The sequence below is a fragment of the Mycobacteroides saopaulense genome, from assembly GCF_001456355.1.
GTDB classification, from domain to species: Bacteria; Actinomycetota; Actinomycetes; order Mycobacteriales; family Mycobacteriaceae; genus Mycobacterium; species Mycobacterium saopaulense.
Genome location: NZ_CP010271.1, coordinates 3561450 through 3584897, shown reverse-complemented (window position 1 = coordinate 3584897; position 23448 = coordinate 3561450). Strand labels below are relative to the sequence as shown.

At 65.1% G+C, this 23448-nt stretch carries 28 protein-coding genes; 25 read left to right on the top strand and 3 right to left on the bottom strand.

Annotated elements, in window-relative coordinates:
* The first annotated feature begins 110 nt into the window (after positions 1-110).
* The 7 genes from mftE to MYCSP_RS17925 all read left to right on the top strand — a co-directional run bounded on the left by mftE (position 111) and on the right by MYCSP_RS17925 (position 9012).
* Positions 111-857, top strand: a complete 747-nt coding sequence (gene mftE / locus MYCSP_RS17955; RefSeq protein WP_070909378.1) for a mycofactocin biosynthesis peptidyl-dipeptidase MftE — start codon at positions 111-113, stop codon at positions 855-857.
* Positions 854-2302, top strand: a complete 1449-nt coding sequence (gene mftF / locus MYCSP_RS17950; RefSeq protein WP_070909379.1) for a mycofactocin biosynthesis glycosyltransferase MftF — start codon at positions 854-856, stop codon at positions 2300-2302. The genes mftE and mftF overlap by 4 nt, the downstream gene beginning before the upstream one ends.
* 8 nt (positions 2303-2310) lie before the next feature.
* Positions 2311-3726 carry a mycofactocin dehydrogenase MftG gene (mftG, locus tag MYCSP_RS17945; protein ID WP_268873123.1) on the top strand — a complete coding sequence of 472 codons (1416 nt, stop codon included), beginning with the start codon at positions 2311-2313 and terminating at the stop codon, positions 3724-3726.
* 60 nt (positions 3727-3786) lie between these two features.
* On the top strand, positions 3787-5250 hold the full coding sequence (gene eat / locus MYCSP_RS17940) for an ethanolamine permease (RefSeq protein WP_070909381.1): 1464 nt from the start codon (positions 3787-3789) through the stop codon (positions 5248-5250).
* Between the two features lie 7 nt (positions 5251-5257).
* Positions 5258-6661 carry an ethanolamine ammonia-lyase subunit EutB gene (locus MYCSP_RS17935; protein WP_070909382.1) on the top strand — a complete coding sequence of 468 codons (1404 nt, stop codon included), beginning with the start codon at positions 5258-5260 and terminating at the stop codon, positions 6659-6661.
* The gene (gene eutC / locus MYCSP_RS17930; protein ID WP_083013489.1) at positions 6658-7443 is read left to right on the top strand and encodes an ethanolamine ammonia-lyase subunit EutC; all 786 of its coding nucleotides are present in this window, start codon (positions 6658-6660) and stop codon (positions 7441-7443) included. The genes MYCSP_RS17935 and eutC overlap by 4 nt, the downstream gene beginning before the upstream one ends.
* 66 nt (positions 7444-7509) lie before the next feature.
* Positions 7510-9012, top strand: coding sequence for an acetyl-CoA acetyltransferase (locus tag MYCSP_RS17925; RefSeq protein WP_083013490.1), 1503 nt, complete (start codon positions 7510-7512; stop codon positions 9010-9012).
* A gap of 8 nt (positions 9013-9020) precedes the next feature.
* Here the strand turns inward: MYCSP_RS17925 and MYCSP_RS17920 are convergent, their stop codons facing one another.
* Both MYCSP_RS17920 and MYCSP_RS17915 read right to left on the bottom strand, forming a co-directional pair.
* Positions 9021-10280 (bottom strand): cytochrome P450, encoded by a 1260-nt coding sequence (locus MYCSP_RS17920; protein WP_088414560.1) that lies wholly within the window; start codon positions 10278-10280, stop codon positions 9021-9023.
* Positions 10281-10344: 64 nt separating this feature from the next.
* Positions 10345-10815, bottom strand: a complete 471-nt coding sequence (locus MYCSP_RS17915) for a hotdog fold domain-containing protein (RefSeq protein WP_088415660.1) — start codon at positions 10813-10815, stop codon at positions 10345-10347.
* 407 nt (positions 10816-11222) lie between these two features.
* Between MYCSP_RS17915 and rpsJ the strand changes: the two genes are divergently transcribed.
* The 11 genes from rpsJ to rpsQ are packed head-to-tail and all read left to right on the top strand — an operon-like array spanning position 11223 to position 16577.
* Positions 11223-11528, top strand: coding sequence for a 30S ribosomal protein S10 (gene rpsJ / locus MYCSP_RS17910; protein WP_003883485.1), 306 nt, complete (start codon positions 11223-11225; stop codon positions 11526-11528).
* A 14-nt stretch (positions 11529-11542) separates the two neighbouring features.
* A complete protein-coding gene (gene rplC / locus MYCSP_RS17905) occupies positions 11543-12196 on the top strand; it encodes a 50S ribosomal protein L3 (RefSeq protein ID WP_070909386.1) in 654 nt (217 codons plus the stop codon).
* 14 nt (positions 12197-12210) lie between these two features.
* Positions 12211-12852, top strand: coding sequence for a 50S ribosomal protein L4 (gene rplD, locus MYCSP_RS17900; protein ID WP_070910025.1), 642 nt, complete (start codon positions 12211-12213; stop codon positions 12850-12852).
* Positions 12852-13154: a 50S ribosomal protein L23 gene (gene rplW / locus MYCSP_RS17895; RefSeq protein WP_070909387.1), complete on the top strand. Its 303-nt coding sequence runs from the start codon at positions 12852-12854 to the stop codon at positions 13152-13154. The genes rplD and rplW overlap by 1 nt, the downstream gene beginning before the upstream one ends.
* 26 nt (positions 13155-13180) lie before the next feature.
* Positions 13181-14017: a 50S ribosomal protein L2 gene (rplB, locus tag MYCSP_RS17890; RefSeq protein ID WP_005055646.1), complete on the top strand. Its 837-nt coding sequence runs from the start codon at positions 13181-13183 to the stop codon at positions 14015-14017.
* Positions 14018-14026: 9 nt separating this feature from the next.
* A complete protein-coding gene (rpsS, locus tag MYCSP_RS17885; RefSeq protein WP_030096696.1) occupies positions 14027-14308 on the top strand; it encodes a 30S ribosomal protein S19 in 282 nt (93 codons plus the stop codon).
* Positions 14308-14775, top strand: coding sequence for a 50S ribosomal protein L22 (rplV, locus tag MYCSP_RS17880; protein WP_070909388.1), 468 nt, complete (start codon positions 14308-14310; stop codon positions 14773-14775). The genes rpsS and rplV overlap by 1 nt, the downstream gene beginning before the upstream one ends.
* Positions 14775-15608, top strand: coding sequence for a 30S ribosomal protein S3 (gene rpsC / locus MYCSP_RS17875; protein ID WP_070909389.1), 834 nt, complete (start codon positions 14775-14777; stop codon positions 15606-15608). The genes rplV and rpsC overlap by 1 nt, the downstream gene beginning before the upstream one ends.
* A 2-nt stretch (positions 15609-15610) precedes the next feature.
* On the top strand, positions 15611-16027 hold the full coding sequence (gene rplP / locus MYCSP_RS17870; protein ID WP_005055656.1) for a 50S ribosomal protein L16: 417 nt from the start codon (positions 15611-15613) through the stop codon (positions 16025-16027).
* The gene (gene rpmC / locus MYCSP_RS17865; protein WP_043076453.1) at positions 16027-16263 is read left to right on the top strand and encodes a 50S ribosomal protein L29; all 237 of its coding nucleotides are present in this window, start codon (positions 16027-16029) and stop codon (positions 16261-16263) included. The genes rplP and rpmC overlap by 1 nt, the downstream gene beginning before the upstream one ends.
* The gene (gene rpsQ / locus MYCSP_RS17860; protein WP_070909390.1) at positions 16260-16577 is read left to right on the top strand and encodes a 30S ribosomal protein S17; all 318 of its coding nucleotides are present in this window, start codon (positions 16260-16262) and stop codon (positions 16575-16577) included. Before rpmC ends, rpsQ begins: the two co-directional genes overlap by 4 nt.
* 129 nt (positions 16578-16706) lie before the next feature.
* Here rpsQ and MYCSP_RS17855 read toward each other — a convergent pair whose 3' ends face one another.
* The gene (locus MYCSP_RS17855) at positions 16707-17567 is read right to left on the bottom strand and encodes an alpha/beta fold hydrolase (protein ID WP_070909391.1); all 861 of its coding nucleotides are present in this window, start codon (positions 17565-17567) and stop codon (positions 16707-16709) included.
* Between the two features lie 148 nt (positions 17568-17715).
* On the opposite strand from MYCSP_RS17855, the gene MYCSP_RS17850 reads away from it, so the two are divergent.
* The 7 genes from MYCSP_RS17850 to MYCSP_RS17820 all read left to right on the top strand — a co-directional run bounded on the left by MYCSP_RS17850 (position 17716) and on the right by MYCSP_RS17820 (position 23435).
* Positions 17716-18726 (top strand): cutinase family protein, encoded by a 1011-nt coding sequence (locus tag MYCSP_RS17850; protein ID WP_088414558.1) that lies wholly within the window; start codon positions 17716-17718, stop codon positions 18724-18726.
* Positions 18727-18732: 6 nt separating this feature from the next.
* Positions 18733-20079 carry an MFS transporter gene (locus MYCSP_RS17845; RefSeq protein ID WP_083013492.1) on the top strand — a complete coding sequence of 449 codons (1347 nt, stop codon included), beginning with the start codon at positions 18733-18735 and terminating at the stop codon, positions 20077-20079.
* Between the two features lie 282 nt (positions 20080-20361).
* A complete protein-coding gene (rplN, locus tag MYCSP_RS17840; RefSeq protein WP_005055680.1) occupies positions 20362-20730 on the top strand; it encodes a 50S ribosomal protein L14 in 369 nt (122 codons plus the stop codon).
* The gene (rplX, locus tag MYCSP_RS17835; RefSeq protein ID WP_070909394.1) at positions 20731-21048 is read left to right on the top strand and encodes a 50S ribosomal protein L24; all 318 of its coding nucleotides are present in this window, start codon (positions 20731-20733) and stop codon (positions 21046-21048) included.
* Entirely contained in the window at positions 21048-21611 is a 564-nt protein-coding gene (rplE, locus tag MYCSP_RS17830; RefSeq protein ID WP_030096706.1) for a 50S ribosomal protein L5, read from the top strand. The genes rplX and rplE overlap by 1 nt, the downstream gene beginning before the upstream one ends.
* Position 21612: 1 nt before the next feature.
* The gene (locus MYCSP_RS17825) at positions 21613-21798 is read left to right on the top strand and encodes a type Z 30S ribosomal protein S14 (RefSeq protein ID WP_005055692.1); all 186 of its coding nucleotides are present in this window, start codon (positions 21613-21615) and stop codon (positions 21796-21798) included.
* Positions 21799-21917: 119 nt separating this feature from the next.
* Positions 21918-23435: a carboxylesterase/lipase family protein gene (locus MYCSP_RS17820; protein ID WP_083013493.1), complete on the top strand. Its 1518-nt coding sequence runs from the start codon at positions 21918-21920 to the stop codon at positions 23433-23435.
* Positions 23436-23448: the final 13 nt, after the last annotated feature.

Sequence of the window (23448 nt, the reverse complement as noted above, 5' to 3'; positions counted from 1 at the left end):
GGCAGGGGCTGGCGTGACAATCGGGGCGAAATAGGGCCCAGGGCATAAGCCGACGGCCAGCAAGGATGTAAAGACCTCGATCGGGTGCGCCAACTTTGGATGCATTTGAAGTGAATTCGGCCTACCATCGGCGGGTGGCTGTTCCGACTGTCTTGAGCACCGCCATCTCCCGGGAGCTCGCAGACGAGGCCATCACTCTGTTCACTCCACTTGGCTCAACCGAACAACACGGGCCGCACTTGCCGTTGGATACCGACACCCGGATTGCCACCGCCGTGGCAACCGCCGCGGCCGGTGAGCTGGCGGCAGCGGCCGGCGGGGACCGGACGGCTCTCGCGCCGGCCATCGCCTACGGAGCCAGCGGTGAGCACCAATCCTTCGCTGGCACGATCTCGATCGGTACCGCGGCACTGAGCCAGATGCTCGTCGAGTACGGGAGGTCGGCCACGCAGTGGTGCAGGCGCATCGTCTTCGTGAACGGTCACGGCGGAAACATCGAAGCGGCGGTGTCCGCGATACGGCTTTTGCGTGCGGAGGGCCGTGACGCCGCATGGTGGGCGTGCACGGTGGAGGGCGGTGACGCTCACGCCGGACACGTGGAAACTTCTCTGCTGCTGCATATTTCACCAGAAACTGTGCGCCGCGAGGAGGCGTTGGCCGGAAACTCTGCACCCTTGCATGAGTTGATGGCGCCCATGCGGGCAGGTGGCGTGGCTGCGGTGAGTGCCATCGGAGTGCTGGGAGATCCGACCACGGCCAGTGGTCAGGACGGTGCGCGGATGCTTACGACGATGACTCGACAGTGCGCCGACGCGGTGCGCCGGTGGGCACCCGATGCCGACGGGCGGCTGGTATGACCACGAGCGACGAGCAGGCGCAGAACGTGTCGACGCCGCAGGAACGGCTGCCCGATGGATTCGCCGTCCAGGTGGACCGCAGGGTCCGGGTTCTCGATGAGGGCTCTGCCCTGTTGGGCGGCTCGCCGACCCGTCTGTTGAGATTGGCTCCGGCCGCGCGGACGCTGCTATCGGGCGGGCGGCTCGAAGTGCGTGATGCGACCAGCGCGCAGCTCGCGCGGACACTGCTGGACGCGACCGTCGCGCACCCGCGTCCGGCGGGTGGGCCGGGATACCGCGACGTGACAGTTGTTATTCCCTGCCGTAACAACGGATTTGGATTACGAAGACTGCTTCGGGCGCTTCGCGGAATGCGTGTGATCGTTGTCGACGACGGTTCCACCATCCCGATCGTGGAGAGCGATCTGGAGGGCATGTACTGCGATGTGCAGGTGGTGCGCCACGCGGACAGTCGCGGTCCGGCGGCGGCTCGCAACACCGGTTTGAAGCTGGCGACCACGGACTTCGTCGCGTTCCTCGATTCGGATGTGGTGCCCAGGCGGGGCTGGCTCGAGGCGCTGCTGGGGCACTTCAGCGATCCGGCGGTCGCTCTCGTCGCGCCCCGCATCGTAGGATTGGTGTTGAGTGACAACGCTATTGCTCGATATGAGGCGGTTAGGTCCTCACTGGACCTCGGCCTGCGGGAGGCGCCGGTCGTGCCGTACGGACCGGTGTCGTACGTCCCCAGCGCGGCGATCGTGGTCCGCCGTTCCGCGATCGACGAGATCGGTGGATTCGACGAATCGTTGCAGTGCGGCGAGGACGTGGACCTGTGCTGGCGACTGATCGAGGTGGGATCTCGGCTCCGGTACGAGCCCGTCTCACATGTGGCTCACGATCATCGGCTGACTCTTCGAGAGTGGTTCGCGCGCAAAGCATTCTACGGAAAGAGCGCGGCTCCGCTGTCGACACGCCACCCCGACAAGGTGGCACCGATGGTCATCTCCCGGTGGACGCTGCTGGTGTGGATCCTGGCGGCGGTCGGCTCGGGGATGGGCTATCTGGCCGCGGCAGGTATGGCCGCGCTGGCGGCGGGACGTGTCGCGCGCACGCTGCGCGGCGTGGACACTCCGCCACGTGACGTGGTTCGGGTGGCCGCCCAAGGGGTGGGTGGGGCCGCGTTGCAGATCGCGTCGGCGCTGTGCCGTCATTACTGGCCGCTGGCATTGATGGCCGCGGCGCTGTCGCGCCGTAGTCGGCAGGTGCTCGTGGTGGCCGCGGTTGTCGATGGCGTCGTGGATTGGATGAAGCGCAACGACAACTCGGCCTCACCCGATGATCGCATCGGTTTGATCGAGTATGTGCTGTTGAAGCGTCTGGACGACATCGCTTATGGGATTGGCCTGTGGTCCGGGATCGTGCAGGAGCGCGACCTCGGCGCACTCCGACCGGAACTACGGCCCTGAGTAGGCCGATCCACGCGGATGCGCTCGTCGTGGGTGCGGGTAGCGCGGGTTCCATTCTGGCAGGGCGCCTTTCCGAGGATCCATCGTTTCGGGTGATGCTTGTCGAGGCGGGCCCGGCGTCCTCCGCGGACGAAGACGGTGTGCGCGACGGATATCGCCTCCCGATTGGGCCAGACAGCCAGATAGCCACCTATTACTGGGCGACGCTGACCTCCACGGGTGATCAGGCCGAGCTGGTTCGGGGATCTGTGGTGGGTGGCTCGGGTGCGATCAACGGCGGCTACTTCGTGCGCGGCAGGCCAGAGGACTTCGACGGATGGTCGGTGCCGGGATGGTCCTGGACGGATGTGCGTGACCACTTCCGTGCCATGGAGACCGACCGAGACTTTCGTGATGATCCGCTGCACGGGTCGTCGGGTCCCATACCCATCGGGCGTAGGCACGAACAGAGTAGCGCTGGAAGGGAATTGATGGATCTCGCGGTCAAACGCGGGTATCCGTTGGTGGCCGATCTCAATGGTGCGGCCGGCGTCGGCGTGGGCTTGGTGCCGCTGAACATCGACAGCGGGATGAGAGTCGGGCCTGCGCGCGCTTACCTGGAGAGTGCGGGCTGGCGCCCCAATCTCGGGGTGTATTCCGGTACCCGGGTGCTGCGGGTGTTGTGCAGCGGTGGGCGGGCCACCGGGGTGCAGGTTGCGGTGGGGAGTTCGGTGAGGACCCTTACCGCCGATCGAATCATTCTGAGCGCGGGGGCGATTGAGAGCGCGAAGCTGCTGTTGCTGTCCGGCCTCGGCCCGGCCGACGATCTGCGTGCGGTGGGTGTGGAGCCGGTCGTGGATCTGCCGGGTGTGGGTACCCGAGTGATGGATCACGCGGAATGGGTGCTGGATACCGGCGACGCGGGGCAGCAGGGCCATCCGGTTCTGGATACCGTGCTGCACACCGACCGTCGGACCGGTGTGGAGATACGCCCCTATACAACAGGATTCGCGGCAATGGCGGGGGTGCGAGTGGAGGGTGCAGACGCCCGCCAGATCGGTGTCGCATTGATGACACCGCAATGCCGGGGCCGCGTGGAACTGCGATCACCGGATCCCGGGGCACCGGTTTACATCGACCTGAGGTACGACAGCGAGACCGCCGATATGGATCGGTTGCGCGACGGGGTGCGCTTGGTGTCCGAGCTGTATGGGCGGCGGTTCGGCGGTCCGCGGTGGTCCACCTCGCAGCATCTGTGCGCAACCGCGCCGATGGGCAATGACGGCGACAAGCACGCTGTTGTCGACAAATATTGTCGTGTCAGGGGAATCGACGGGTTGTTCGTCATCGACGGGTCTGTCATGCCGACCATCCCCAGCCGTGGCCCCGCCGCCACCATTGCCATGATCGGGCATCGAGCCGCCCAGTTTGTTGCGTGGTCGTAACGCATTATGAATCTCGTCGTCTGACCCACGCTTCGCGGACATCGGTCGCACAATTGGACGATGTCCAGTCCCGATGATGCCGTCAGCCCACGCGTGGATGCACCGCTCGATCACGCGGGCGTTCAATCACACCTGGAGGGCGCCGACTACCTCGCCCGCCGTCAGCTGAAGTCGGGTACCGCGGGATGGGTGCTGCTGGCAGGTCTCGGAGTCAGCTATGTCATCTCCGGGGACTACGCGGGCTGGAATACGGGCCTGAGCAAGGGCGGCTTCGGCGGAATGGCGATAGCGGCGGTCATCATCGCGGCGATGTACCTGTCCATGGTGCTCAGCATGGCGGAGATGTCGTCGGCCTTACCCACCGCAGGTGGCGGGTATACCTTCGCGCGGCGCGCGTTGGGGCCGTGGGGCGGGTTCGCTACCGGGACCGCGATTCTCATTGAGTACGCGATCGCGCCGGCTGCCATCGCCACCTTCATCGGAAGCTATGTCCAGTCCCTACACCTGTTCGGGCTCAAAGACGGCTGGTGGATCTATCTGGCGGTGTACGCGATTTTCATCGGAATCCATCTCAGTGGTGCCGGCGAGGCGCTCAAGACGATGTTCGTGATCACCGGGATCGCGCTGGTCGGCCTCGCGATTTTCGCCATCGGTGCCGTCGGCCGATTCGACCTGCACAATCTGACCGACATTCCTGTCGACGAAACCGCAACGGGGGCATCGGCATTACTGCCCTTTGGGTATCTGGGCATCTGGGCGGCCGTGCCGTTCGCGATCTGGTTGTTCCTGGCGATCGAGGGCGTGCCGCTGGCTGCCGAGGAGGCTCGCGATCCGGCAAAGAACATCCCACGCGGCATCGTGATGGCGATGCTGGTGCTCGTCGTCACCGGCACGGCCGTATTGTTTCTCGTTCCCGGCGCAGGTGGCGCCGAAGCCATGGGGCAATCGGGCAATCCGCTGGTCGAGGCGCTCGGCACCACCACGGTGGCCAAGGCGGTCAACTACATCGGGCTGGCCGGACTTATCGCGAGCTTCTTCTCCATCGTCTACGCCTACAGTCGGCAGACCTTCGCGCTGTCCCGGGCGGGCTACCTGCCGACGGGGCTGTCGATCACCAACAGCCGCAAGGCGCCGGTGCTGGCATTGATCGTGCCGGGAATCGTCGGATTCCTGTTGTCGCTCACGGGTGAAGGCGCCATGTTGCTCAACATGGCCGTGTTCGGGGCGGCGCTGAGCTATGTGCTGATGATGGTGAGCCACATCGTGCTGCGGATCCGCGAACCCGAGATGCCGCGGCCCTACCGGACGCCAGGGGGCATCGTCACCAGCGGTTTCGCGCTGGTGATCGCCTGCGCTGCGGTGGTGGCGACGTTCATCGTGGATACCACCGCGGCTTTTGCCACGTTCGGGGTATTCGTGCTGTTTATGGCGTACTTTGGGTTGTATAGCCGTCACCATTTGGTTGCGAACTCGCCGGATGAAGAGTTCGCGGCGCTCGCTGAAGCCGAGAATGAACTGAAATAGGCACATCATGAGCACTTTTCGTCACATCGCAGGACCGGTCACCTACACGTTCGGGTCGCTGGCCGAGGTTCTCGCGAAGGCCTCACCTCCGCGCTCCGGTGACGAGCTCGCGGGTTGTGCGGCACATTCCGACGCCGAGCGGGCCGCAGCACGCTGGGCGCTTGCCGAGGTGCCTCTGGCGGAGTTCCTCTCGGAGGAGATCGTTCCGTATGACACCGACGAGGTGACCCGGCTCATCATCGATACCCATGACGCGGAGGCATTCGCGGTCATCTCCCACCTCACCGTCGGCGATTTTCGCGACTGGCTGTTGGAGACCGTCACCAAACCCCATGGGGCGCAATCACTCAAGGATGTATCGTCCGGGCTGACACCCGAGATGGTGGCTGCGGTCAGCAAGCTGATGCGTAATCAGGACCTCATCGCAGTCGGTGCGGCGGTGCGTAATCACAGTGCCTTCCGCACCACCATCGGCCTACCGGGCACGCTGGCCACCCGGCTGCAGCCCAACCATCCCACCGACGACGCACGGGGCATCGCCGCCGCCACCCTGGATGGCTTGCTGCTGGGATGCGGCGACGCCGTCATCGGCATCAACCCCGCCACCGACTCCCCGCATGCCGCGGGTGACCTGTTGCGCCTCATCGACGACATCCGACTGAGGTTCGATATCCCCACACAATCGTGTGTGCTCGCGCACGTCACCACCACGATGGAGCTCATCGAACGAAACCTGCCGGTGGACTTGGTGTTCCAGTCGATTGCCGGAACCGAAGGTGCCAATGAGAGCTTCGGGGTCAACCTGTCGCTGCTGCGTGAGGCGAATGAGGCCGGGCGTTCACTGGCGCGCGGCACCGTTGGCAACAATGTCATGTACCTGGAGACCGGCCAGGGATCGGCGCTGTCGGCCGGTGCCCATATCGGGGTGGGCGGTGCTCCGGTGGACCAGCAGACGTTGGAGGCCAGAGCCTACGCAGTCGCCCGTGAGGTGGAGCCGCTCCTGGTCAACACCGTCGTGGGATTTATTGGGCCGGAATATCTTTACGACGGTAAGCAGATCATCAGGGCCGGTTTGGAAGACCACTTCTGTGGCAAGTTACTCGGACTGCCGATGGGCGTGGACGTCTGCTACACCAATCACGCCGAGGCGGATTCGGATGACATGGACATTCTGCTGACCGTGCTCACCGCGGCAGGAGTCGCCTTCGTCATCGCCGTGCCCGGCGCCGACGACGTCATGCTCGGGTACCAGAGCCTGTCCTTCCATGACGCACTCTTCGCGCGCCGCACCTTCGGCCTGCGCCCGGCGCCGGAGTTCAACGATTGGCTTGAACGGATGGGCATGCTGGAGCGCGATGGTGGGCTGCGTGAAGTCGCGGTCAACGACTCGCCGTTGCGGGCGCTGATATGAGCGATATCGCCAACAATGATGCAGCGCACGATATCTGGGACACCCTGCGTCGATCGACGCAGTCGCGCATCGGGTTGGGGCGCAGCGGCGACGCGCTGCCCACCACTCGAGTGCTGGAGTTCGGAACCGCACATGCCGCCGCCAGAGACGCGGTGCACACGCCCTTGGACGCTCAGGCTTTGGCGGGCCGCATCGACGGGCTCGGGCTGGGTACGCCGCTGCTGGTGACCAGCCGGGCGGCGGATCGATCCGAGTATCTGCGCCGCCCAGATCTGGGCCGTGCCCCCGCAGAGGGAGCGCTGGACGTGTTGCCCGGGTCCGGCGGCGATATCGGCATCGTGCTGGCGGACGGGTTGTCACCGCGAGCGCTCGACGACCACGGTGTGCTCCTGTTGCAGGCACTGCATCAGCGTCTTCGCGGGTATTCGATGGCACCGCTGGTCATCGCAACGCAGGCGCGGGTGGCCCTGGGGGACCACATCGGTGCCGCCCTCGGCGTGGACACGGTGTTGGTGCTCATCGGTGAGCGTCCGGGACTTTCGGTCGCCGACAGCGTCGGGATATACCTGACGCACAGCCCCATCGTGGGATGTACTGATGCGCAACGTAATTGCGTGTCCAATATTCATCCCCCCGAGGGCTTGGGCTATGACCAGGCGGCGCAGGTGGTGGCGGCCTTGGTGGCGGGGGCGCGTCAGATCGGCCGCTCCGGGGTCGACCTGAAGGATATGACCGGCGCGGGGGATCAGATCGAAGGTGCCGGGCCGGCGCTGCCCACCTAATGGGACGGACACCGGCTTTCCGGAGGACTTGCCGGAGCCAACCGGGCGGTTGGTTACCATCGGCGAATGGCCATCGACCCTCGCACGCCGGTCCTCGTCGGTACCGGACAGGTCAACCAGCGGACAGAGGCGGATACCCCGTTCTCCGAGATCCCCGAGCCCATCGATCTGGTGGAGCGCGCGGCGCGCCTGGCCGCCGAGGATGCCGGCGCGGCCGAACTGCTCACCGCCATCGACACCGTGTCGGTGGCGAACATCTTCTCGTGGAAGTACCGCGACCCTGGTGCGCTCCTCGGTGAGCGTCTGGGGGCGGCGCCCAAGCGCACCTTCTACACCGGCCCCAGCGGCAACTCGCCACAGCTGTTGGTCAATCACGCCGCCGCGGACATCCTGGCTGGGGATGCCGATGTGGTGCTCGTCGGCGGAGCGGAGATGTGGCGTTCGCGCAACAAGATGATGGCCACCGGTGTGCAGCCCGCATGGACTACCCAGGATGAATCCATCGCCGAGCCAACGATTCTCGGCGGTCGCATGGATCAGGTGGGCGGCGCCGAGACCGCCATCGGCCTGATTTCTCCCGGCCATGTCTACCCGCTGTTCGAGCAGGCGATACGTATCGCCCAGGGTGCGTCCATCGAGGACCATCGAACCGCTATTTCCCAGCTGTGGCAGCGGTTCAACGCGGTGGCGGTGAACAACCCGCATGCGTGGTCCAACGATGCGTACACCGCCGAGGAGATCGCCACGCCTGGCCCCGACAATCGGTGGATCAGTTCTCCGTACACCAAGCTGATGAACTCCAACAACATGGTGGAGCAGGGCGCGGTGGTGCTGCTGACCTCCGTGGAGACTGCCACCCGGTTGGGAATCCCCAAGGACCGCTGGATATTTCCCCTGGCGGGCGCGCATGCCAATGACACCTTCGCACTCAGTGAGCGTCACGAGCTGCACCGGTCGCCGGCCATTCGGTTGGCAGGCAAGCGTGCCTTCGACATCGCGGGACTGGGAACCGATGACGTCGAGCTGATCGACATCTACTCGTGCTTCCCCTCGGCGGTCCAGGTCGCGGCGACCGAGTTGGGGCTGGCGCTAGATGACCCGGCACGGCCGTTGACGGTCACCGGCGGGCTCACCTTCGCCGGAGGCCCCTGGTGCAACTACGTCACCCACTCCATTGCCACCATGGCGCAGCGACTGCGTGAGCGTCCCGGCGCGAAGGGCCTGATCACGGCCAACGGCGGATATCTCACCAAGCACGCGTTCGGAATTTATGGAACCGAGCCGCCCGCATCCGGATTCACCTTCGAGGACGTGCAGGCCGAGGTCGACAAAGAACCCCGGACCGAGGCCGCCGACGGTTATGCGGGCAGGGCGAGCGTCGAAGCCTGGACCGTCAACTATGGACGGGACGGCTCACCGTTCCAGACGTTCGTCAGCGTGCGCACACCAACCGGCGCACGCACATTCGCCAAGATCGACGACCGCGATGCCGCCGTGCAGATTGCGGACACCGATATTGCCGGTGCCTCCGTCGACGTCGCGGCGGACGGTTCCGCGCGGTTCGCCTAGAACGGCATTTACCTCAGTGTGTAGCGGATCGGTAGGTGCTTGATGCCGCCGACGAAGATGGTCGACGTCCGTTCGACGGTTCCGTCGATCTCGATGGACTTCAGACGCGGAAGTAGCGCCGAGAAGAAGCTGCTGACCTCCATGCGCGCCAGCGCCGCTCCCAGACAGAAGTGGACGCCGAAACCGAATGCCAGGTGTTTGTTGGGATCGCGTGCGATGTCAAAGGTGAAGGGATCGCTGAAGATGTCCTCGTCGCGGTTGCCCGAGGGGTAGGACAGCAGGACCGATTCGCCCTCGGCGATGGGTACACCGCGAATCTCGGTGTCGGCAGTCGCCGTTCGCATGAATTCCTTGACCGGCGTCACCCAGCGGATCATCTCGTCGACGGCCAGCGGCATGAGATCGGGGTTCTCGCGCAGCCGGTCCAGCTGTTCCGGGTGTTGCAGGAGCGCTTCGAGCCCACCGGCGATCGTGGCACTGGTGGTGTCGTGTCCGGCGGTCGCGATGATCGTGTAATACGACGCCGTATCGACATCGGACAGCAGTTCGCCGTCGACTCTGGCGTTGGCGATGGTGGAGGCCAGGTCCTCGGTGGGGTTCTCGCGCCGGGCTGCGGTGAGGCCACTGAAGTATCCGAAGAAATCCAGCAGCGCCAGTAGCTGCTCCTCGGGAGTGGCGCCGCGCTGGAACTCGGTGTCGTCGCCGCCGAAGAGCTCCTGGGTGAGCTTGAGCATCCGGTCGAAGTCCGACTCGGGAATGCCGAGCAGCGACATGATGACGTACAGGGGGAAGTGCACCGCCACGTCCTGCGCGAAATCGCAGCTTCCGCCGGCCTCCATCAGCTTGTTGACGTATCGGGTGGCTAGCTCGTCGGTGCGGAGTTTCATGTCCCGCATGGCCTTCGGTCGGAACCAGTCGGCACCGATGGCGCGCAGCACGCGATGCTTGGGGTCGTCGATGTGCACGAGGGTCTTGAGTTCGATGCCCATCGCCGCCTGCTTATCCAGCTCGGCTTCCTGCTCAAGGTTCATCAGCAGGGGACGTGGCTCGTTGATCCACAGCGCGTTGTTGCGCTCGACGTCCATGATGTCGTCGTGTTTGGTGATCGCCCAGAATGGCCGGTAGTCGTCGGCGGTCACCTTCGACACGGGTTGTTCGCGCCGCAGCAGGGTCATCGCGGCGTGCAGGCGAGGCTCGTCGGCGTAGGCGGTGGGATCGGCCAGGACTCGGCCGGCTTCTTCGATCTCTGACAGTGCGGTGATGGCCATAGCCGGAGTGTGCGCGCGTCACACCATAGATTTGCCTCTAACGGTCAAATTTCGCCGGTATGTATTAGGCGGGTGTCACCCAGGTGGTGATCTCTGCCTTCACCACTTCCTTGCCGTCGCGATCGGTGATGCTGATCGGCACGACGACATCGGTGCCCTCGGCGATCGAGGCGAAGTCGACGCCCTCCAGCTGGGCGATCGCGCGCAGAGAGGTGGTGGCCTTGCCGAGGTACTGGACGTTCATCGCCTTGGGGATCCAGCGATGCGAGGACGGGGTGGTGGCCTCCATCAACATGCCCATCGCGACTTCCGCCAGGTTGCACGCGGCGATGGCGTGGAAGGTCTTGATGTGGTTATAGACGAAGTACCACTTGGGGGCGGTCACCTCGCAGTAGCCCGGTTCCATCCGGTGCACGTGCGGCACCACCGAGGCGAAGTAGGGGACACGGGCCATCATGGCGGCGGAGAACAAGGCGGAACCGCCGGGCTTGTTCTGCAGACGCTGCCAGATCTTGTAGGTCGGAGATGCGCTCACGGCCAGTACCTTACTTGAAAGTAAGATACCGGCGATACCGACCGCATACCTGGTGCTGCTGAACTGCTCAAAGTGTGTGCGTGCGGTATGCGCTCGGCGTCCGGAGGGGGCCTTGAGTCGGGATTTGGCCGCAGCCGCGGGATAAGGCATACTGTTCGGGTTGCCGTGAACCGGTTTCGGTGCCTTGGGTCGCCCCATTGTGCGCTGCGAACGGGGACGGCGAACCACTAGCGCCCTTGCGGGCGCGTCGGCCCAGTCCAAGCGACGAGAATTTTCGACGCGGACGACTGCGCGCGAGGGCGACACGCCCGACCGCGGGGGTCGGTGAACTACGACAGGTAAACAGCGGCGGTATCGGGTTGCGCGCTTCGGCGTGCTCCGGACCAGTGACAGTAGAGGTAGGAAGCGTGGCGGGACAGAAGATCCGCATCAGGCTCAAGGCCTACGACCATGAGGCGATTGACGCTTCGGCGCGCAAGATTGTTGAGACGGTGACCCGTACCGGCGCGAGTGTCGTCGGACCTGTGCCGCTGCCGACTGAGAAGAACGTGTACTGCGTTATCCGGTCGCCGCACAAGTACAAGGATTCGCGCGAGCACTTCGAGATGCGCACCCACAAGCGGCTCATCGACATCCTCGACCCGACGCCGAAGACGGTTGACGCGCTCATGCGCATCGACCTGCCGGCCAGCGTCGACGTGAACATCCAGTAGGAGAACCAGAAACCATGGCAAGAAAAGGAATTCTGGGCACCAAGCTGGGTATGACGCAGGTGTTCGACGACAACAACCGGGTTGTCCCGGTGACCGTCGTCAAGGCCGGCCCCAATGTGGTGACCCGCATCCGCACCCCCGAGCAGGACGGCTACAGCGCCGTTCAGTTGGCGTACGGCGAGATCAGCCCCCGCAAGGTGACCAAGCCGGTCACCGGTCAGTTCGCCGCCGCGGGCATCAACCCGCGTCGCCACCTGGCCGAGCTGCGTCTGGACGACGAAACCGCTGCCGCCGAATACGAGGTCGGCCAGGAGCTGACCGCCGAGATCTTCAGTGACGGCGCCTATGTCGACGTCACCGGGACCTCCAAGGGCAAGGGCTTCGCCGGAACCATGAAGCGTCACGGCTTCCGCGGCCAGGGCGCCAGCCACGGTGCGCAGGCCGTGCACCGTCGTCCCGGTTCGATCGGTGGTTGCGCCACCCCGGGTCGTGTCTTCAAGGGCACCCGGATGTCCGGACGTATGGGTAGCGATCGCGTCACCACTCAGAACCTGGTGGTGCACAAGGTTGATGCCGAGAACGGCGTACTGCTGATCAAGGGTGCCATCCCCGGACGCAAGGGTGGCCTGGTTGTGGTCCGCACCGCTGTCAAGCGAGGTGAGAAGTAGTGTCTGAGGATTTTTTGAAGATCGCAGTCAAGGCTCCGGGCGGCAAGACGGACGGCTCCATCGAGCTGCCGGCCGAATTGTTCGACGCCCCAGCCAATATCGCGCTGCTGCACCAGGTGGTGACCGCTCAGCTGGCCGCAGGCCGTCAGGGCACCCACTCCACCAAGACGCGTGGTCTGGTGTCCGGTGGTGGCAAGAAGCCGTACCGGCAGAAGGGAACCGGCCGTGCCCGTCAGGGTTCGACCCGCGCCCCGCAGTTCACCGGTGGTGGCATCGTCCACGGCCCGCAGCCGCGTGACTACAGCCAGCGGACACCCAAGAAGATGATCGCCGCCGCTCTGCGCGGTGCGCTGTCGGACCGGGCCCGCAATGGCCGGATCCACGCCATCACCGAACTGGTTGCCGGGCAGGAGCCCTCGACCAAGAGCGCCAAGTCGTTCCTGGCCGAGATCACCGACCGCAAGCAGCTGCTGGTGGTGCTGGGCCGCGACGACCTGGCTTCGGTCAAGAGCGTCCGGAACCTGCCGAACGTGCATGTGCTGGCCTACGACCAGCTCAACACCTATGACGTGTTGAAGGCCGATGACGTGGTGTTCAGCGTCGAGGCACTCAACGGCTTCATCAACGCCAAGAAGAAAGAGGAGGTGTCGGCCTGATGGCAACCATCGCTGACCCCCGCGACATCATCCTGGCCCCGGTGATCTCGGAGAAGTCGTACTCGTTGATCGAAGACAACGTGTACACCTTCGTCGTCCACCCGGACTCGAACAAGACGCAGATCAAGATCGCCATCGAGCAGATCTTCAGCGTCAAGGTCTCCTCGGTGAACACCGCGAACCGGCAGGGCAAGCGCAAGCGCACCCGCACCGGTTTCGGACAGCGCAAGAGCACCAAGCGCGCCATCGTCACCCTGGCACCGGGCAGCAAGCCGATCGACCTGTTTGGAGCCCCCGCGTAGTCGGGGAGTAGAGGACTAGAGAAGACATGGCTATTCGCAAGTACAAGCCGACGACCCCCGGTCGCCGCGGCTCGAGCGTCGCCGATTTCTCGGAGATCACTCGCTCGACTCCCGAGAAGTCGCTGATTCGCCCGCTGCACGGCACCGGTGGCCGTAACGCCCACGGCCGCATCACTACTCGTCACAAGGGTGGCGGCCACAAGCGTGCCTACCGGCTGATTGATTTCCGTCGCCACGACAAGGACGGCGTCAACGCCAAGGTCGCGCACATCGAGTACGACCCCAACCGCACCGCACGCATCGCGCTGCTGCACTTCCTGGACGGCGAGAAGCGTTACATCATCGCGCCGGTCGGGCTGTCGCAGGGTGACGTGGTGGAGTCGGGCGCCAACGCCGACATCAAGCCGGGCAACAACCTGCCGCTGCGCAACATCCCGACGGGTACCACTGTGCACGCCGTCGAGCTGCGCCCCGGTGGTGGAGCCAAGTTGGCCCGCTCGGCCGGTTCCGGCATCCAGCTGCTGGGCAAGGAAGGCGCCTACGCCTCCCTGCGTATGCCCAGCGGTGAGATCCGCCGTGTCGACGTGCGCTGCCGCGCCACCGTCGGCGAGGTCGGTAACGCCGAGCAGGCCAACATCAACTGGGGTAAAGCCGGCCGTATGCGGTGGAAGGGCAAGCGCCCCACCGTCCGTGGTGTCGTGATGAACCCGGTCGACCACCCGCACGGTGGTGGTGAAGGTAAGACCTCCGGTGGTCGTCACCCGGTGAGCCCTTGGGGCAAGCCGGAAGGCCGCACCCGCAAGCCGAACAAGGCGAGCGACAAGCTCATCGTCCGTCGCCGGCGCACCGGCAAGAAGCGCTAGGAGTAAGCGATGCCACGCAGCCTCAAGAAGGGCCCGTTCATCGACGACCATCTGCTCAAGAAGGTCGACGTTCAGAACGAGAAGAACACCAAGCAGGTCATCAAGACCTGGTCGCGTCGGTCGACCATCATCCCCGACTTCATCGGCCACACCTTCGCGGTGCACGACGGACGCAAGCATGTTCCCGTCTTCGTCACCGAGGCGATGGTCGGTCACAAGCTGGGTGAGTTCGCCCCGACGCGGACCTTCAAGGGTCACATCAAGGACGACCGAAAGAGCAAGCGGCGCTAATGACTACAACGACTGAATACCCATCGGCCAAGGCCGTTGCACGGTTCGTGCGGGTCTCGCCGACCAAGGCACGCCGGGTCATCGACCTGGTGCGCGGCAAGTCGGTGACCGACGCCATCGACATCCTCCGCTGGGCCCCGCAGGCCGCCAGCGAGCCGGTGTCGAAGGTCATCGCCAGCGCTGCAGCCAACGCGCAGAACAACGACGGCCTGGATCCCTCCACCCTGGTGGTCTCGGAGATCTTCGCCGACGAGGGCCCGACCGCCAAGCGCATCCGTCCCCGCGCGCAGGGTCGTGCGTTCCGGATCCGCAAGCGCACCAGCCACATCACCGTGGTGGTGGAGAGCCGTCCGAAGCAGGACGGCAAGGCCGGCAAGTCGGCTGCCGCTTCTCGCGCCCGTCGGGCCGAGGGCTCGAAGGCTGCCGCCAACAAGACCACCGCTGAGGCGAAGGGAGGCTCGCGCTAGTGGGCCAGAAGATCAATCCGCACGGTTTCCGGCTCGGTATCACCACCGACTGGAAGTCCCGCTGGTACGCCGACAAGCAGTACGCGGACTATGTCAAGGAAGACGTGGCGATCCGCCGCCTGCTGGCCACTGGCCTGGAGCGTGCCGGTATCGCCAAGGTGGAGATCGAGCGTACCCGTGACCGGGTTCGCGTCGATATCCACACCGCGCGTCCCGGCATCGTCATCGGCCGTCGTGGCACCGAGGCCGACCGCATCCGCGCCGACCTGGAGAAGCTGACCGGCAAGCAGGTTCAGCTGAACATCCTCGAGGTGAAGAACCCCGAGGCCGAGGCGCAGCTGGTTGCCCAGGGCGTCGCCGAGCAGCTCTCGAATCGTGTGGCGTTCCGTCGCGCGATGCGCAAGGCCATCCAGTCGGCCATGCGTCAGCCGAACGTCAAGGGCATCCGGGTGCAGTGCTCGGGCCGCCTCGGCGGTGCTGAGATGAGCCGCTCGGAGTTCTACCGCGAAGGTCGGGTGCCGCTGCACACGCTGCGCGCCGATATCGACTACGGCCTGTACGAGGCCAAGACCACCTTCGGCCGGATCGGCGTGAAGGTCTGGATCTACAAGGGCGACATCGTCGGTGGCAAGCGCGAGCTCGCCGCCGCCGGAGTTGAGGCTGGCCGCGGCGCTCCCGACCGTCCGCGCCGTGAGCGTCCGGCCGGTGCCCGTCCGCGTCGTAGCGGCGCCTCGGGTACCACCGCGACGAGCACCGAGGCCGGCCGTGCCGCCGCAGAGACCCCTGCCTCGGACGGTGCGAGCGCACCGTCCGCAGAAACCACGGAGAGCTGAACATGCTGATTCCCCGTAAGGTCAAGCACCGCAAGCAGCATCACCCGAAGAAGAAGGGCACCGCCTCGGGCGGTACCACCGTCGCTTTCGGTGACTACGGCATTCAGGCGCTGGGCCACGCATACATCACGAACCGACAGATCGAGTCCGCTCGTATCGCCATCAACCGGCACATCAAGCGTGGCGGCAAGGTGTGGATCAACATCTTCCCGGACCGCCCGTTGACCAAGAAGCCCGCCGAAACCCGTATGGGTTCCGGTAAGGGTTCGCCCGAGTGGTGGGTTGCGAACGTCAAGCCCGGTCGTGTGCTGTTCGAGTTGAGCTACCCGAACGAGGAGACCGCCCGTCAGGCCCTGACGCGCGCGATCCACAAGCTGCCGATCAAGGCGCGCATCATCACACGAGAGGAGCAGTTCTGATGGCAGTGGGAATTTCCGCTGGCGAACTGCGGGAAAGCACCGAGGAAGAGCTGGTCACCAAGCTGCGTGAGTCCAAGGAAGAGCTGTTCAACCTGCGCTTCCAGATGGCCACCGGTCAGCTCGCCAACAACCGTCGGCTGCGTGCGGTGCGCCAGGAGATCGCGCGCATCTACACGGTGATGCGTGAGCGCGAGCTCGGATTGGCCGCAGGACCCGATAGCGAGGACAGCAAGTGAGCGAGAAAAAGAAGGACACCGGCACTGTGCCTGGACCGCGGCACACCCCGGCCACCGAGCAGCCGCGCGGCCGTCGTAAGACCGCCATCGGCTACGTCGTGTCGGACAAGATGCAGAAGACCATCGTGGTCGAGCTCGAGTCCCGCAACCGGCACTCGCTGTACGGCAAGATCATTCGCACCACGTCGAAGGTCAAGGCCCACGACGAGAACGGTGACGCCGGTGTCGGCGACCGCGTTTCGCTGATGGAGACCCGCCCGACCTCGGCCACCAAGCGGTGGCGCCTGGTCGAGGTTCTCGAGAAGGCCAAGTAGTCAGATACGCATGAAGCGCGCCGTTCCCGAAAGGGGCGGCGCGCTTTTGCGTTGGGTGGGCTTGCGCCGAGTGCATACCGCACGCAGGCGATCCCGGCGATCGAGCTGCGTGCGGTATGCGTTCGGCGACTAGCGCCGCAGGAAGTCCACGACCGTCTGCTCGAAGGCCGCCTTGGCCTCGATCATCACCCAGTGGCCGCTGTTCGGGAAGATGTGCAGCTCGGCGTTGGGGATGAGTCGCATCGGCACGATGGCCATGTCCGGCGGGCTGACCCGATCATCGCGACCCCAGGTGAGCAGCGTCGGACACTTGATCTTGTGCATCATCGCCCAGTACGGCGCGATGTCGGCGTTGGCGAGGAACTGTTGTTGCATCGCAAAGGCTTTGGAGCCGTACATGAGCTGTGCGGTCTTGTGCGCATCCGGATTGATCGCGGCTTCCCAACGTTCCTCGATGAGTTCGTCGGTGACGACGGCGGGATCCCACACCATGGAGTTGAGCCAGCGGATCAGCTTGTCGCGATCGGGTGCGTCGGTGAACTCCTGCAGCAGGCGCAGGCCCTCGCTGGGGCTCGGGCTGAAGATGTTGGGGCCGACGCCGCCGATGGTGACGAGCTTGGTGATGCGGTCGGGGTGCTTGATCGCCAGGTTGATGCCGACGACACCGCCCATCGAGTTCCCGACGATGGCCGCGGACTCGATACCCAGTCCGTCCATGAAGCGGATCACCGAGGCGCCCGCGGTCAGCACGGGGTGCCCCTGGACCGCGTCACTGACCCCGAAGCCAGGGAATTCCAAGACGTAGGTGTGGAAGTGCTCGGCGAAAACCCCGAGGTTCCCGCGGTAGTTCCGCCATCCCGTCACGCCGGGGCCGGAGCCGTGCAGCAGGATCAGCGGCTCGCCCTCGCCGGCTGTGCCCGCTTCGTGGTAGCGCAGCACACCCTCGTCGGTGGCCAGTTCCTTCTTGGTGCCCTCGTATGTCACGTCCACCAGACAAGAGTAGAACGTGTTTCAGTTTCGGGCGACGGCGGTGTCCGCTGAGCGGGCGCGCATTAGGTAGGAGTAAGGGCCCGGTAAGAGTCGTTTCGGATCGCCTCAAGACTGTGAATGTGGACGCCCACCTGTCTACGCTGGATGAATGAACCGATACGTCAAGCGTGGATCGGTCGGGGTTTCGATTTTCGCGGTCGCGGCGGCGACCGCCGCAGTGCTCGCCACCCAAACGGAGAACTCGGCAGTGGCCCGGGCGGCGGGCTGTCCGGATGTGGATGTGTCCTTCGCGCGCGGCACCAACGACTCGCCGGGCCTGGGAGATGTGGGCCAGGTGTTCACCGACGAGCTCACCGGCCGGCTCGCGGGCAAGGCCGTGGACGTTTACGCGGTCAACTATCCGGCCAGCTTCGACTGGGTCCGCGCCGGTGACGGTGCCAACGACATGAGCTACCACGTGCAAGAGGTGGCGCGAAACTGCCCGAACACCCAGTTCGTGCTCGGTGGGTTCTCTCAGGGCGCTGCCGTCGTAGATGTCCTGTTCGGCAAGAACGGGACGGGGCTCACCTTCAACAACCCGCTACCGGCCGATCTCGAAAAGCGTGTCGCGGCAATCGTTTTGATCGGAAACCCGAAGAATTGGCAGGTCGCCGGGATGAATCTCGACCTGGCGATCAGGGACGACCTGCGCAGCAGGATCATCGATATCTGCAATCCCGGTGACGGCATCTGCGATCCGAACGGTGGTGGTCTGGGCCCCCACATGCAGTACAAATCGGACGGGTCGGCCGATCGGGCCGCCGACTTCGTCGTCAACCGACTGACCGCGGTTGCCGCGAGCAGCAGCGCCGCGGCCGCGTCGAGCACGTCCACCAGCGCCTCGGGTGCCCCGGCCTCGACATCCAAGAGTGCCAATCCGTTGAGCGGGACGACAACGCCTCCCGCCACCACCCCGGCACCCACCTCGACGGCCGCACCGTCCTCGTCCACGCCTAAGCCGGTAGCGGCTTCGACGTCCCGAAAGGCGCCCGCGTGGATGATGCCCGGCGGTGCGCCGGCCGCCGACGCTCCGGCCGCGGTGGCCTCGACGAGTACCGTTCCCGCCCCCGACCCGGCCAGGCACGGGCCGCTGCCGGGCCCGGTCGCGGGCGATCAGTAAGCCTGCATGGCCGTTTCTGCTGCTGGCACCGCAACTCCCTCGGGTCGGGCCGAGACTCGTCGCGCCATCTGGAACACCATCCGAGGCTCGTCCGGCAACCTTGTCGAGTGGTACGACGTCTACGTCTACACCGTCTTCGCGATGTACTTCGAGAAGCAATTCTTCGATCAGGCCGACCAGAATTCGACGGTCTATGTGTACGCGATCTTCGCGGTCACCTTCATCACCCGGCCGCTCGGATCGTGGTTCTTCGGGCGGTTCGCCGACCGGAACGGTCGCCGCGCCGCGCTGACCCTCAGCGTCTCGCTGATGGCGGCCTGCTCGATGGTGATCGCCCTGGTGCCCTCGCGCTCCAGCATCGGGATGGCCGCTCCGATCGTGCTGATCCTGTGCCGGCTCGTGCAGGGCTTCGCGACGGGCGGAGAGTATGGCACCTCGGCCACCTACATGTCCGAGGCCGCCACGCGTGAGCGCCGCGGATTCTTCTCCTCGTTCCAGTACGTGACCCTGGTGGGCGGCCATGTGCTCGCCCAGTTCACGCTGCTGATCATCCTCACGATCTTCGACACCGAGCAGGTGCACCAATTCGGCTGGCGCATAGCCTTTGCCATCGGCGGTGTGGCCGCGATCGTCGTGTACTGGCTGCGGCGCACTATGGATGAATCGCTCAGCGATGAGCAGCTGGCGGCCATCAGGGCGGGCGACGACACCAGCTCCGGATCGATGCGCGAGCTGCTCACCCGATACTGGAAACCGCTGCTGCTGTGCTTCCTCATCACGATGGGCGGCACCCTGGCGTTCTACACCTACAGCGTCAACGCACCGGCGATGGTGAAGTCCGCCTATAAGGACCAGGCGATGACGGCCACCTGGATCAACTTGGCGGGGCTCGTCTTCCTGATGCTGCTGCAGCCCATCGGCGGGATCATCAGTGACAAGGTGGGTCGCAAGCCGCTGCTGCTGTGGTTCGGCTTCGGGGGACTGGTCTACACGTACTTCCTCATCACCTATCTGCCCCAGACGCATTCGCCGATCGCGTCGTTTCTCTTGGTGGCGGGTGCCTACGTAATCTTGACCGGATACACCTCGATCAACGCGCTGGTGAAGTCCGAGCTGTTCCCGTCGCATGTGCGCGCACTCGGCGTCGGCGTGGGCTACGCACTGGCGAACTCGGTGTTCGGTGGGACCGCGCCGCTGATCTACCAGGCCCTCAAGGAGCACGGTCAGGTGCCGCTGTTCATCGCGTACGTCACGGTGTGCATCGGGATCTCGCTGGTGGTGTACCTGTTCTTCCTGAAGAACAAGTCGGACACCTACCTGGACCGCGAACAGGGCTCGGCGTTCAACCGATAACCCTCGTCGACACGCCCGTTCGTGGCGGACATGTGCGATACGAAACCGCCCCGAGGCGGCGTGTCGGCGGGGAGGGGGCCGCCCGGAGGTGCGATTTGGGTTTCACCTGCGGGTTCACCTACACTAGGGCGGTTGTCTTGTGGGTGTTTGGCGCCCCGGGGCAGGTAGGCATTCCCACCAGGTGAAAACCCGGGGATGACGCGTGCCCTGCAGACAACATGACCGCGTGCGTCGGGTCGGAATCCGCCGCACATCCACTTCCAGGTCACGTAGGAGAGACCAGTGATTCAGCAGGAGTCACGGCTGAAGGTCGCCGACAACACCGGTGCCAAGGAGATCTTGTGCATCCGCGTGCTCGGTGGCTCGTCGCGACGCTATGCCGGGATCGGGGACATCATTGTGGCGACCGTCAAGGACGCCATCCCCGGAGGCACCGTCAAGCGTGGTGACGTCGTCAAGGCCGTCGTAGTCCGCACCGTCAAAGAGCGTCGCCGCCCGGATGGCAGCTACATCAAGTTCGACGAGAACGCCGCCGTCATCATCAAGGCCGACAACGACCCGCGTGGTACCCGCATCTTCGGGCCCGTCGGTCGCGAGCTTCGCGACAAGAAGTTCATGAAGATCGTTTCGCTCGCCCCGGAGGTGCTGTAAATGAAGGTGCACAAGGGCGACACCGTTCTCGTCATCGCCGGTAAGGACAAGGGCGCCAAGGGCAAGGTCATCGCGGCCTACCCCGAGCGCAGCCGTGTCCTCGTCGAGGGCGTCAACCGGATCAAGAAGCACACCCCCCAGTCGGCCAATGAGCGCGGCGCATCCTCCGGCGGCATCGTGACGCAGGAGGCCCCCATCCACGTCTCGAACGTGATGGTGATCGACTCCGACGGCAAGCCGACCCGCATCGGCTACCGCGTCGACGAAGAGACCGGCAAGAAGGTCCGAATCTCCCGCCGCAACGGGAAGGACATCTGATGACCACTACTGAAAACGCTCAGCCCCGTCTGAAGACTCGCTACCGCGAGGAGATCAAGACCGCGCTGAACGACGAGTTCAAGTACGCCAACGTGATGCAGATCCCGGGCGTCGTGAAGGTTGTCGTCAACATGGGTGTCGGCGACGCAGCGCGCGACGCCAAGCTCATCAACGGCGCCGTCACCGATCTGGCCGCGATCACCGGCCAGAAGCCGGAGATCCGCAAGGCCCGCAAGTCGATCGCGCAGTTCAAGTTGCGTGAAGGCATGCCGATCGGTGCTCGCGTCACGCTGCGCGGCGACCGCATGTGGGAGTTCCTGGACCGCCTCGTGTCCATCGCACTGCCGCGTATCCGCGACTTCCGCGGTCTGTCGCCCAAGCAGTTCGACGGCAAGGGCAACTACACCTTCGGTCTCACCGAGCAGTCGATGTTCCACGAGATCGACGTGGACTCCATCGACCGCCCGCGTGGCATGGACATCACCGTCGTCACCTCGGCGACCAACGACGACGAGGGACGGGCCCTGCTGCGCCAGCTCGGCTTCCCCTTCAAGGAGAACTGATATGGCAAAGAAGGCTCTGGTTAACAAGGCCGCCAAGAAGCCCAAGTTCGCCGTGCGCGCGTACACCCGGTGCAACCGGTGTGGCCGTCCGCACGCTGTGTTCCGCAAGTTCGGCCTGTGCCGAATCTGCCTGCGGGAGATGGCGCACGCGGGCGAGCTGCCAGGCATCCACAAGAGCAGCTGGTAAGACACTGAACAACAGGCCGGGACTCGTCGAGTCCCGGCCTGTTGTCGTCTCTGTACCGCGTTGGGGCCTGACGGTAGCCCACGGCCATTACGCTTGCGCCCGTGCCCCAGAAGCGTGACATGACGCGGTTGCTATTGGCTGTGCTGGTGCTTCTGGCGGCCGTGGTGTCGTGCAGCACCACCAAGGCCGCGGATCCGACGATCGTCAACACCCGTGCGGGCGCAGTGCGCGGCCATATCGACGACCAGGTACGGGTTTTCACCGGCATTCCCTACGCGGCGCCGCCGGTCGGACCGCGACGATTCACCGAGCCCGCGCCCGTGTCGCCGTGGACGGATACCCGCGACGCGACGGGCCCCGGAGTCGAATGCCCGCAGCCCGGACACGAAAGCGATCTGACGCAGACGGAGGACTGCCTGGTTCTCAACGTGACCGTGCCCCGCCACACCCAGGGGAAGGTACCGGTGTTGGTGTGGATCCACGGCGGTGCCTTCATCGCGGGGAACGGTTCGGGCTACGACGCGCGAAAGCTGGCCGAGCAGGGCGGAATTGCCGTCGTCACCATCAACTATCGGCTGGGGACCTTGGGGTTCCTGGCCTCCTTGGGCCTGTCCGATGTGATCGGCAACTACGGATTGCTGGATCAGGAGGCGGCGCTGCGCTGGGTGCGCGACAACATCGCCGATTTCGGTGGCGATCCCGAGCGGGTCACCATCGGTGGCCAATCGGCCGGTGGGGTTTCGGTATGCGATCTGATGACGGCGCCCAAGGCCGCTGGACTGTTCCGCTCCGCCATCCTGGAGAGCGCTCCCTGCCAGGCGCAGGCCGCCGTCTCCTCGGCCGCGCGCGACAGTGCGGCCTACGCCGCCGATGTAGGTTGCCTCGCCGGAAGCGGCAACGCCGCCTGCTTGCGCGCGTTACCGGTTGACGCACTGCGGGATTCTCCGCAATTCTCCGGCATCGGCCTGCCGGTAAGCCCGGTGACGGGCACACCCGAGCTGCCGATGCCGCCGTTGGATGCGTTCACCAGTGGCTTTTCGTCCGCCGTGCCCGTGCTCATCGGCAGTAATGCCAACGAGGCCACGGTATTTGAGGCCCAGCAGTATCAGGGCAAGCCCGCGCCTGGCACCGCCGAGGACTATCGGAGCGTGCTCGAGAGCAAGTACGGGGAGCGGGCCGCCGAACTTGGGCGGCGATACCCGCTACCGGCGTTCGGCGGGAACGTGCTCGCCGCACTCGCGGCCATCGACACCGACAACAGCTACGCGTGCCCGACCCTGGGCATGGCCGAAGCGTTAGCCCGTAGGTCGGCGGTGTACGCGTACGAATTCGCCGATCCCGCGGCACCGGTGGAACAGCAGTATCAAGGCGCGCCATTGCCACTCGGGGCCTCGCACGGCTCCGAGTTGGGATACCTGTTCGATATGTCCAAGCCGCTGAACCAGGAATCGGCAGCGTTGTCCGCGCAGATGATCGCGTACTGGGCGCAGTTCGTGAAGACCGGGGATCCCAACGTCGAAGGCCAGCCCGAGTGGCCCAAATATGCACCCGGAGGGGTGTTTCAGCGTCTGGCGCCACCGATGCCGAAACCGGCGGAAGGCTTCGCCGGAACCCATCAGTGCGGGTACTGGCGCTAGCCGCTGGTCACGA